Source organism: Gilliamella sp. App2-1, from assembly GCF_001690255.1.
Taxonomy (GTDB): domain Bacteria; phylum Pseudomonadota; class Gammaproteobacteria; order Enterobacterales; family Orbaceae; genus Gilliamella; species Gilliamella apicola_G.
Genome location: NZ_LZGR01000051.1, coordinates 59273 through 71484, shown reverse-complemented (window position 1 = coordinate 71484; position 12212 = coordinate 59273). Strand labels below are relative to the sequence as shown.

Sequence of the window (12212 nt, the reverse complement as noted above, 5' to 3'; positions counted from 1 at the left end):
ATAGATTATTTCCTTTTAGTTATAATTATAGGGTGAATAAATTAATTTTTTAATAATTTTTACTATATAAATTTTAAGATAGCTAAGCGATGTTAATATCACTTAGCTATTATTAGTCAATTAAAACCATTGACCAAAGCGTTTGATATAAATGCGTTTCATCAATTGTGCAACACAGCAATAGCTAAATAGGGTTGCTAAAAGCCATGGAAAGTATGACCAAGGTAATGGTTGTAAACCAATTAATCCACCCAGTGGAGAAAACGGAATATAAATACCTACAGCCATAATTAACAATGTCATCACAATAACAGGAAATGCTGCGGTGCTTTGCACAAATGGAATTTTTTGTGTTCTAAGCATATGCACCACCAATGTTTGTGACAATAACCCCTCAATAAACCAGCCTGAATGAAACAGCGATTGCGCTTCCACACTGTTTGCACTGAATACAAACCACATTAGTGCATAGGTTGTGATATCAAAAATAGACGATGTTGGTCCAATCCAAATCATAAAACGTCTAATATTTAGTGCATCCCATTTGCGTGGTTTTTGTAAAAACTCATCGTCCATTTTATCCCATGGTAATGAGAGTTGAGAAATATCATACAGTAAGTTTTGAATAAGTAAATGTATCGCTAGCATAGGCAAAAAAGGTAGAAACGCACTAGCCACTAATACTGAAAAAATATTTCCAAAATTCGAACTTGCGGTCATGTTTAGATATTTCATAATATTGCCAAAGGTTTCGCGACCGCATATTACACCTTCTTCCAATACCATTAGGCTCTTTTCAAGCAGAATAATATCGGCAGATTCTTTGGCAATGTCAGTTGCAGTATCGACAGATATACCCACATCAGCGTCACGTAGTGCCGGGGCATCGTTTATACCATCACCTAAAAAACCAACGGTATGACCGTTATCTTGCAATAATCGGATAATTCTCGATTTTTGTAGTGGTGTTAATTTAGCAAAAATAGTATGTTGTTCGATTTTGATTTTAAGCTCGCTATCATCCATTTTTTCAATTTCAGTGCCAAGTAATGGGGAGCCCGGCTCTAAACCAACTTCTCGGCAGACTTTGATGGTGATGATTTCGTTATCACCTGTTAAGACTTTAACGCCCACACCATGTTCATTCAAGGCTGAAATCGCTTCGAGCGCACTTTCTTTTGGAGGGTCTAAAAAGGTTAAAAAGCCACGAATAGCAAGTGCTGTTTCGTCTTGCACTGTGTATTGTGTTTTTGTTTCGCTAGCTGGAATATCTTTTACACCAACCGCTAATACTCTAAAACCTTCTTTGTTATAGTCATGCGCGAGTGCAATTAAAGCTTGTTTTCGTTTTTCATCTAATGGTAAATATTCGCCATTTTCATAAACGTAACTGGCAATAGAGAGCATTTCTTCAACTGCGCCTTTACAGATCATTAAATGGTTATCACTGCCATTTTGCACAACCACCGATAAACGACGACGCACAAAATCAAACGGTAACTCATCAATTTTTTTGTATAAACCAGCACCCACCTTTTTCATATTGGTCTTTTCTTCAGTAAAACGGATGATCGCTTTATCCATCAAGTTTTTCATGCCACTTTGATAATAGCTATTAAGCCAAGCGAGCTCTAAAACTGTTGAATCAGCTTCACCATTTATATTAAGGTGATGTTCTAAAATGATTTTATCTTGCGTTAGGGTACCTGTTTTATCGGTACATAAAATGTCCATCGCACCAAAATTTTGGATAGCATTAAGTCGCTTTACAACCACTTTACGCTTTGCCATACTAACAGCTCCTTTGGCTAAGTTAGCGCTGACAATCATTGGTAACATTTCAGGCGTTAAACCAACCGCAACAGCTAATGCAAAAAGTGCCGCATCGCCCCAATCATTTTTTGAAAAACCGTTAATAAAAAAGACAATTGGCACCATGATTAGCATAAAACGAATAAGCAACCAGCTAACGCTATTAACCCCCCGATCAAACGAAGTCTCAGCACGCGATCCGACAATCGATTTCGCTAATGAGCCAAAATGCGTATCGGCACCCGTTGCAACCACAATGGCAGTAGCAGTGCCACTGACAACATTGGTACCCATAAAACAGATGTTATTAACATCAAGCAAATTATCTTTATTAATGTCTGATGCTTCGATATTATCGGTATTTTTTTGTGTTACCGCACCTAATGTGTCATATTTTTCAACCGGAATTGATTCGCCAGTGAGTACAGCTTGACTAACAAATAAGTCACGAGATTCGATTAATCGGATATCTGCTGGGATCATGTCACCAGCCGATAAATAAACAATATCTCCCGGAACGATTTCATTTAATGGAATTTCAATGCGTTCAGGACTCATGTCTTTATGCGCACGTCTTAGCACGGTTGCGGTTGTGCGAATCATTGATTTTAATGCTTCGGCTGCTTTGTTCGACCTAAATTCCTGCCAAAAACGCAGTAAACCACTTAGCGATACCATAGTTAGGATAATAATAATCCCAGTTAAATCGGTCTCTTCACCATTTTGCAAAGGCAACCAAAAGTCAGTTACAAAACTGACAATGGCCAATGCTAATAATACAAATATAAATGGATTATTAAATGCCATTAATAGTTGCACTATCACTGATGGTACTTTTTCTCGTGCGACTTCGTTTTTACCATATTTTTCAATTCTCGATTTGGCACTTTCTTGTGTTAATCCTGAAAGGCTGGATTGAAATTTAGATAAAATATTATCAAGACTATTTTGTGCTTCGTTGATAGCTTTGATATCTACACTATTTTGTGCTTTGGTTTTTGATGTATTTTTTGTCATCATGAGTACCTATATTCTTAATTTTGGCAAAAGCATGCCAACTCATTGTTACCCAGTAACGATAAGTTATTAAATGTTGGAATGAGCTAAAATTTTTAGTGCATAGCAAAACTAGCCCATAAAACTATTTTGTATAGCTAGTGCTGAACATTAAATTTAATTAGCAAATAGAATTAATTAAGAATTTAGATACAACTCGGTGGTTCTAAATGTTTTTCTGAAAGATGTAGAACACGCAACATTAAGCTTTGTGCGTATTGATGTTTTGAGTTTGTGTGATAGCGTGTAAAAAAATGCATATCGTTCACCATTACCGTTTTATCAATTTCGGCTTGTGAACTGAAAAAATGGTGATTTAGACAGGTTCATTAACCGATAATGATGTGTTTATATTTGTCTCCCCGCATTGTGGGGTGACCCGATTGAGTGTCCATATTTCTCCTGTAAATTGAACTCTTCGCTTTGTATTTCAACTTCCCTTCACCCTCATTTTTAACTTCCATAATAGCTAAAAAAGGAAGAAAAGCTCAAAAGGCGGGCACTTTATACGCCTTTAACAAACAGAAGTCAACCTTTACAGCCTTAAAAGAGTGGTAATTGTTGAAAAACAGCACTTATCGCCATTTTTTTCTTCATTTTTATATGGAATTGATATCCCTATTATCCAATATAAGATACAATCACTGCACGATTAATTAATGTGAGTATTTTTAAATGGAACTTTCTGAATTAATCCATGATAATTGGTTAAATTTGGTCATTTTTTTAGTGCTCTCTTTTGTCTCATTTATTTATAAAAAACGGGGTAAAAATAACTATTTTGATAATATTATTAAATATGCCGTTATTTTAGAAAAAACACCTCAACCAAAATATCAAATAGATTATTTAAATAATATTAAAAAAAAACTTATTTGGGAGAAAGTCTGCTTTTATAAAGCAGGCAACATCGACAAAGAAAGTATTGCTATTTCGCTAGTAAATGCTGATGTTCATAATCTTATTGAGCTGACTCAATTAGATTTATTAACACAATATTTTAAGATCACAGAAAAACGCATTACGCCACTTAAACCCTATTTCATTAAAGAAGTTATGGTTAGCTGTGTTGAATTTATGTTAGCATCGATTATGTTGCTGTCTAATATTATTACCGTCTTTAGTTCACCTTGGATAATTAATGTTATTGTTGCTATTTTGACAAACGTTATCATTATAATCGCTCTGTTTAGCTTTACTTTACAACCAATTAAACGACTCAAAATCTATCTTTCAATTCTAAAAGACAATGCCTTTTTACAAAGAGCGAATAATGAATTAGCTAAAATAATCAAAGATAAAAATAGAGTAAGCACCGATATTTTAGAAGAAATCACCGAATCAGAAAAATAACAAAATAAGCATCAATCTTAAAATCATTATTCAGATAGTATAACTATCTTAATCAACAGGATGAAACGTTCATTGTTATGTTTCATCCTATGTCGTTTATCTGGAGATTAGGCTCGAATATTCAACCTTGTATTTTTTAACTGATTAACAAGATCTAACAGTGATAAATTGAGTTGATGCATAAACTGTTGGTATGAAAACGCTTTTTTACTAATTTCATCTAATTGTAATTCCCAATGTGCGGTCATGTCAGGCATCGACATGATATCAGGTAGCGATAAAATCAGATTTTTACCTACGTCAGTTGAGCGAATTGCTTTACCTTGACGAGTTAAAAATTGGCGTTTAAATAACAACTCAATAATACCAGCCCTTGTTGCTTCTGTGCCTAAGCCATCGGTTTCTCGCAATATTTTTTTGATTTCGGGATCTTTAACAAATCGGGCAATTCCTGTCATGGCAGACAATAATGTGGCATCGGTAAAAGGTCTTGGCGGTTGGGTTTCTTTACTAACCAGCTCAGTATCAATACATTGCACAGTTTCGCCCTTTTTAACTAATTTAGTTAATAGGCCATTACTTTCATTATTATTTGTCTCGGTTTCAACTTGGTAGTTTTTACTTCTAAATAAAACCTTCCAACCGTCGTCAAGCATCTGGTTGGCTTTAGAAATAAATTTTCCCCCTTGAATGTCAACATCAATTTGCAATTCAGCATATTTATAAGCTGGATAAAATTGAGCTAAATATTGCGTTGCTACAACTTGATACACTGCTTTTTCGTTATCGGTTAAGCTTTCCATTTTAGCTTTGCGCAAAGTTGGAATAATGGCGTGATGCGCTTCAACTTTTTTATCATTCCAAGCCTTGGAACGTAAAGTAAAATTAGCATGACCAATAGCAGATTGTAGTTCAGGACAATTATTTTCAATGGCGGACTTTACGCCTGTAATTTGTTTTAAATGTTCTTCGGGTAGAAAGCGACAATCCGACCTTGGATAGGTGATTAATTTGTGTTTTTCATATAACGATTGGCAAATGTCGAGCACATCTTGAGCGCTCAATCCATTTTTTTGGGCCATTTCAATTTGCAATGCCGATAAATTAAATGGCATTGGTGGCGCTAGTTCTTTCTTTTTATTACTGACTTTATCAATTTTTCCGGATTGATTATTAATGCGCTGACAAACATTTTCGGCTAATTTTTTGACTAATACACGCCCTTCATCATCCTGATAAGGCGCACAGGCTTCGCTGGGTTGCCATTTCGCTTTGAATATTTCATTATCTTTGGTTTGCAGCACAGCAAAAACTTCATAAAATGGTTTAGGTACAAATTGTGTAATCTCTAAATCTCGCCTAACCACCAATCCTAAAATAGGCGTTTGCACTCGCCCTATTGATAATACGCCTCGATAACCGTTTTTTTGCCCAACAATAGTACAAAGCCGGCTCATATTAATACCATAAAGCCAATCGGCTCGAGCTCTTGCTAATGCCGAGGTGGATAAAGGAATAAAATCTTGGTTTCTGCGTAATTGTTGTAAGGATTTTTCAACTGCACTAGCATTCAAATCACTGATTAAACACCGCTGTATTGTTTTACGTTTATTAGGCGGTAATTGGCAATAATTTAGGACTTCATCAACCAATAACTGCCCTTCCCTATCTGGGTCGCCAGCATGTACAATTTGATCGGCTGATTTAATCAGATCCACTAAAATATTAAATTGCTTTTTGGTATTGTCTTTCGGCATTAATATCCATTGTTCGGGCACGATGGGTAAATCGCTAATCGTCCATTTTTTATATCGGGGATCATAAACTTCTGGTGTGGCTTGCTCTAATAGATGCCCAATACACCAGCTCACAACATCACCATTACTTGCTTTGATAAAACCATTACCTTTTTGATGAGGTTTAGGTAATACATCAGCAATAGCCCTCGCTAAGCTGGGTTTTTCGGCAATAAATAAACGATAAGATTGATTAAATTGCATAAAAATGATTATTCACTAAAAATTCCAAATAACATAAGCTTGAACAAATGCTCATAACCTTTAATCCAATTTTTAAAAGAGAGCTTAATTACCACCATTTTTTATATTTAAGCCAAATGACTGAAACTATACAAATAACAACAAGCAGTACGATTAATCCAACAAAAGACCATCCTTGTTCGCTAAAGGGAATACCAGCTAAATTGACACCCAGCAAACTGGTTAAAAAAGTAATCGGCGTAAATATAATGGTAAAAAGAGACATTAAGTAGATTCTCTTATTGGTTGACTCGGCCAAAAAGCTATTAATTTGTTCCATGATTGAGGCTATTCTTAATAAACAGCTATCAATATCAGAGACATAATGGTTTTGTTGATAGGAAATATCGTGTAATCGTTGGCGGTCATTATCGTCGATCCATGATACTCTTTCCGTCGAAATTTTCACAAAAATATCACGTTGTGGCGATAATAACCGGCGTAAAACGATCAACTGCTTACGAACACGGCCTATTTCTTTATAAGAAAAAATACGTTGATTTAATACCGAATTCTCTAACTTAATGATTTTATTGTGCACACTATCAAACGATAAGTTAACTTGATCACTAATTAAATCAGATATTTGAATCAACCAATCAGCCACATCTACAGGCCCAATACCTTTTTCTAAACGATCTTTTAATTCAGTAATAGCTGCAATTTCTTGATGTCGAGTTGAAATGATCGTGTTATCAGTAATAAAAAAACGAAAGGTAACAATAGGATCGGGGAGCTCATTGGGGATAAAGTTAACGCCTTTTAAAACCACTAAAACCCCCGATTCAAAACGAATTTCTTTAGATATTTGGTTTGGTTTTACCAATTCGTTTTTGATCAAATCAGGGACAAGATCTGTGGTATTTATCCAATTGATAGTTTCTTGCTTGGCAAAATCTAAATGGATCCAAAATGGCTGCGAAATGGAGGGCTTACTCTGCTCATTGAGAGGCATTGCTTTGCCTTTACCGTCTAATTGACAGACAAAAGCAGGTTGAGCCTCTAAAAGATGAGAAACAGAAATCACACTTTCACTACCTTGGTTCATCATTACTAGCCCCATTTGTTATTGTTTTTTCAAATTATATACTGAATTTAGATTAAAATGGAGCCAATAATTAGTGTTTATTTATTTTGCTTAAAGCATTAGGCAGATTTGTGGTACATAATAATTATCTGGGTGGTGAAAAACGCCCAATTTTATCCCATACCAGCGATTAATATTGTCTGCGATTAAAAGTCTTTCGGCCTGCCTTGCTCAACTCAACTATTTGCCCACGATAAATTAATAGGATTTGAACAGCATATAATACGGCTACATTGAGATCATGCAAAACTGTAACAGTATACTTTTATTGGAGACATCCTTAGCGGTATAATAAACCTTCAACTAATGAGATTTACTAGTGGCAAGATAACTAAATATCGAATTTAAACGAGAATGTGCAGGGCTCGTTCTAAATTATGGTTATATACATAAAGATGCTGCAAAAAAATGAGTGTCAGTATCTCATCAATCCAGCGTTGGGTAACGCAATATAGAAAAGAAAGGCAAGGTACGCTTTAAAGTAGTACGTTGACTCCTAAGTAAAAAAAGGATCCAAGCGTTAGAAAACAAGTTAAGCAATGACAAAGCGATAAACAGTTTTAAAAAAGGCTTCTGCCTTCTTCGCAATCGAAATGACAAACAGCAACAAATAACGTTGATTCTGAAGAAGGCCGGAAATGAAACAGCTTAAATCTGTCGTTGCCTATCATTATCACCGAGTACTTTTTATTATCAAATTAAACATCTTCCTTTTAAATTAATTAATGCTAGGCTTGAAATTGTCATGAAATCAATTCATGACGAATGGACGGTATATACAGTAAAAGAAGAATGTAACAATAAATTATACAAAACATTAGGCATAAATATCTAGAAATGTTTACCGCCCTAACCAGAACATTCCAATTAGATATGGATTTTTAACTGTAAATAAAATGGCTTATTATTTTTCTAAAAAATAATCAGGTAGAGTATTGATTTTATTTAATTATTTTTAATGAAAACATACCCTTGTTCTATCACAACACACTTAAAAAAATTGTCGCTTTAGATCTTCAATAAACCAAAAATCGCCTTAATTAAGTACGCATTGAGTTACTGATTTACTAATTACATAAAGAGACCATTTGCTATTTGGGAATGTTTTGAAGAAATTAATTTTAGTTTTTGCTGATTCAATAGAATTTATCGTTGGCCTGCTTGCGGTATTTAAACGCTGCTCATTAAAATAACTTTTCTAATACAGCCACAATTTGTGTCACACAACGAAAATAACGATAATCAAAGATTAAACTTCAGTTCTATAACCCGTTGTTTATATTTCATTTCAATGGCGTCCCCTACAGGATTCGAACCTGTGACCTACGGCTTAGAAGGCCGTTGCTCTATCCAGCTGAGCTAAGGAGACTTAGATAGGATTTGTCGATTAGACGCAGAGTATTATATAAAGCTATTTCAATTCGTCAATGATTTTTAATGGTTTATCGCATTGGATTAACAAAATATCATCAATTTAGTTTTTTATTATATTCATTTTGGTCATGAATATAATCAACTTACAATCAATTTAATTAACATTACCATCTGAATTTCATCTTTAAAAAGATATTTAACATATTATTTATTAATAATTTTAAGTTTTCAGACGATGGATTAGCTTAAAAATTAACGGATACTAATTATAAATTTCATATTTCTTTATTCTCTATTCTTTTTAATATTCATTTATTTAGCTTTGTCGATTTGTGCTTTTAGCATGGCTATTCTGCTTTGTCCTTGTTGCATTTTTTTTTCGGGAGATAGTTCGTTACGTTGATCTTGCCAGACTAAGTCGTCTTGTGGCAGTTCTAATAAGAATCGACTCGGTTCAACTTGCAGTGTTTCGCCAAATTGTTTACGTTGTCGGCTAAATGAAAATGTGAGCTCTTGTTGGGCTCGAGTGATGCCTACATAGGCTAGGCGGCGCTCCTCTTCGATATTGTCTTCATCAATACTGTTTTGATGTGGTAATAGTCCTTCGGACATGCCAACTAAATAGACGTAAGGGAACTCTAGCCCTTTTGAGGCATGTAGCGTCATAAGTTGAACTTGATCAAGCTCTTCTTCGGCTTCGTTACGTTCTAGCATGTCTCGTAAGGTAAATCTGGCAACAGCTTGTTCAAGTGTCATGGCTTCATCAATATCATAACCTTGCAACATCCCATTTAACCAACTGATCAATTGTTCGACATTGCGCATGCGCATTTGCCCCGCAGCTGGGGATGACGATGTTTCATAAATCCAGCTTTCATAATTGATACCATGCAGCAGTTCATAAATCACGTCCATCGGTTCATGGTGCGATTTTTGAATAAGCGTATCAAACCAATGGATAAATACTTGTAATGATTCCATGCGCTTGCCTGATAGTAGTTGAGTTAGCCCCATATCATGACTTGCTTGATATAGGCTAACACCACGGTGATTTGCCCACTCCCCTAGTTTTTGGATGGTTGCTGGGCCAATTTCTCGTTTGGGGGTATTGATAATGCGAATAAACGCATTGTCATCATCAGGATTAGTTAATAACCGCAAATACGCCATTAAATCTTTAATTTCAATTCGCGCAAAAAACGATGTTCCGCCGGAGATTCGATAGGGTATGCGATATTGCATTAATATTTTTTCAATTAGCCGAGCCTGATGATTACCACGATATAAAATAGCATATTGACCATATTGACCGTTATGCGCAAAGCGATGACCAATAAGATCATTAATGACTTTTTCGGCTTCGTGCTCTTCACTATCAGCAGAAATGACTTTTAATGTTTCGCCATAACCTAATTCTGAAAACAATTTTTTTTCAAAGATGTGTGGATTATTTTCGATTAAAATATTCGCCACTTTTAAAATTCGGCCCGATGATCGGTAATTTTGTTCTAGTTTGATGACTTCTAATGTTGGAAAATCTTGTTTGAGTAATACTAAATTTTGTGGTCGTGCACCACGCCAAGAATAGATTGACTGATCATCATCACCAACGACAGTAAATTTGGCTCGGTTGCCAACCAGTAATTTGATAAATTCGTACTGACTGGTATTAGTATCTTGATATTCATCAACTAGCAAGTAACGAACTCTGTTTTGCCATTTTTCGCGAACTTCTTCATTATTTTTTAATAAGAGTGTGGGTAATAAAATAAGATCATCAAAATCTAAAATGCTGCAAGCTTTTAATTGTTTCTCATACAATTGATAACAGTGAGCAAATAATTTTTCCTTGTTGGTTTGCGCACTTGCCATCGCAATAGTTGAATCAACGATATCATTCTTCCAATTTGAGATTGTTGAGCGTAATTGATTAATCAGATCCTTATCACCCTCTAACCATTGATAAGTTAATTCTTTGAGTAAGGCGGTTTGATCATGATCATCAAACAATGAAAAGTTGGATTTAATGCCTAGATGTCTATACTCTCGGCGAACAATATCCAATCCCAATGTATGGAATGTTGAGATTTTAAGCCCCCTTGCCTCTTGTTTACTAAGCGATTGGGCAATGCGTTCTTTCATTTCGCGCGCGGCTTTATTGGTAAAAGTAACAGCAACAATATGACGTGGCAAATATTCTTTAACGCGAATTAAATAAGCAATTTTGTTGATGATAACCCGAGTTTTTCCAGAACCAGCCCCAGCTAAAACAAGGCAAGGTCCTGAAACATATTCAACCGCTTTTTGTTGACTTGAATTTAAACGCACAGAATAAAACCATTAAGAAAATTGTGGGCTAGTATATAACGATATACTAGTTATGTGCAATTAGCGCCATTATAAAGCGAATATAATTGCTTTTTTTATGGAATATTATTGGATGAATGTTAAAGCCTGTTCTACTACTTCGACCCCAGCTGCTTTTTTATGGGCATTCTCACTAAGATAACGTCGCCATTGCCTTGCCCCTTTACGTCCATTAAATAACCCTAAAGTATGGCGCATAATATGGTTAAGTTGTGCGCCTTGCATTAGCTGCTGTTCGATATAAGGGTAAAGTGCACGAATAGCAGATAGAGGGTCGATGACGGAAGTATTTGTGCCAAAAATTTGCGTATCAATTTTAGTAAGTAATAATGGGTGTTGATATGCTTCTCGTCCTATCATTACACCATCAACATACTGCAAGTGGTATTTTATTTCATCAATCGTTTTAATACCACCATTAATGGCTATCGTTAAATCGGGATAATCTTGTTTGAGTTTATAAACACGATCATAGTCAAGCGGAGGAATTTCCCGATTTTCCTTTGGGCTTAATCCTGATAACCACGCTTTACGTGCATGAACAATAAATGTTTTGGTATAAGGCATTACCTTTTCGATAAATTGACACAAAAAATCATAGTTATCACAATCATCAATACCAATTCGTGTTTTTATCGTCACCGGAATATCCACCTGTTCTTGCATCTGTGCAATACAGTTAGCAACCAAATCGGCATTGCCCATTAGGCAAGCGCCAAACATACCATTTTGTACGCGATCGGATGGACAACCCACATTTAAATTTATTTCGTCATAACCACGTTCTTGCGCTAATTTTGCACATTGTGCTAATGCGTTAGGATCGCTACCACCTAGTTGCAAACTAATTGGATGCTCTTCATTATTGAAAGCTAAATAATCCCCTTTTCCAAATAAAATCGCGCCAGTGGTCACCATTTCGGTATAGAGCAATGTTTGTTTGGTTAAAATTCGATGAAAATAACGGCAATGCTTATCGGTCCAATCAAGCATAGGGGCAACGGAAAATTTATTCTTTGTTGAATTCATTGATACACCAATGTTTATAGCTGTTTTTATTGTTTATCTCATAAAATTATTTTTGCCTATTTTAATATATTTTTTCATTATCAGGCTTCCACGCC

6 protein-coding genes and 1 tRNA gene are annotated in these 12212 nt (G+C 35.3%); 1 reads left to right on the top strand and 6 read right to left on the bottom strand.

Translation table 11 applies throughout. From position 1 onward, the window contains the following. Positions 1-120 precede the first annotated feature (120 nt). Entirely contained in the window at positions 121-2829 is a 2709-nt protein-coding gene (gene mgtA, locus A9G22_RS07185; RefSeq protein ID WP_065586240.1) for a magnesium-translocating P-type ATPase, read from the bottom strand. Between the two features lie 714 nt (positions 2830-3543). Between mgtA and A9G22_RS07180 the strand changes: the two genes are divergently transcribed. Then, positions 3544-4221, top strand: coding sequence for a hypothetical protein (locus A9G22_RS07180; protein ID WP_075508593.1), 678 nt, complete (start codon positions 3544-3546; stop codon positions 4219-4221). A gap of 107 nt (positions 4222-4328) precedes the next feature. On the opposite strand, the gene A9G22_RS07175 is transcribed toward A9G22_RS07180, so the two are convergent. From A9G22_RS07175 to dusA, 5 genes are all read right to left on the bottom strand, one after another. Next, positions 4329-6221, bottom strand: coding sequence for a DNA topoisomerase III (locus A9G22_RS07175; RefSeq protein ID WP_075508592.1), 1893 nt, complete (start codon positions 6219-6221; stop codon positions 4329-4331). 88 nt (positions 6222-6309) lie between these two features. After that, on the bottom strand, positions 6310-7311 hold the full coding sequence (zntB, locus tag A9G22_RS07170; protein WP_176700247.1) for a zinc transporter ZntB: 1002 nt from the start codon (positions 7309-7311) through the stop codon (positions 6310-6312). 1328 nt (positions 7312-8639) lie between these two features. Beyond that, positions 8640-8716: transfer RNA gene (locus tag A9G22_RS07165), tRNA-Arg, on the bottom strand. Between the two features lie 317 nt (positions 8717-9033). After that, on the bottom strand, positions 9034-11049 hold the full coding sequence (gene rep, locus A9G22_RS07160) for a DNA helicase Rep (protein WP_075508591.1): 2016 nt from the start codon (positions 11047-11049) through the stop codon (positions 9034-9036). Between the two features lie 105 nt (positions 11050-11154). Further along, positions 11155-12117: a tRNA dihydrouridine(20/20a) synthase DusA gene (dusA, locus tag A9G22_RS07155; RefSeq protein ID WP_075508590.1), complete on the bottom strand. Its 963-nt coding sequence runs from the start codon at positions 12115-12117 to the stop codon at positions 11155-11157. Between the last annotated feature and the right edge of the window lie 95 nt (positions 12118-12212).

What these genes read in the sequence shown, in the direction of transcription:
- A9G22_RS07180 (WP_075508593.1), top strand. Translation starts at nt 3,544, where the DNA reads ATGGAACTTTCTGAATTAATCCATGATAATTGGTTAAATTTGGTCATT.
- zntB (WP_176700247.1), bottom strand. Translation starts at nt 7,311, where the DNA reads ATGATGAACCAAGGTAGTGAAAGTGTGATTTCTGTTTCTCATCTTTTA.
- mgtA (WP_065586240.1), bottom strand. Translation starts at nt 2,829, where the DNA reads ATGACAAAAAATACATCAAAAACCAAAGCACAAAATAGTGTAGATATC.
- A9G22_RS07175 (WP_075508592.1), bottom strand. Translation starts at nt 6,221, where the DNA reads ATGCAATTTAATCAATCTTATCGTTTATTTATTGCCGAAAAACCCAGC.
- dusA (WP_075508590.1), bottom strand. Translation starts at nt 12,117, where the DNA reads ATGAATTCAACAAAGAATAAATTTTCCGTTGCCCCTATGCTTGATTGG.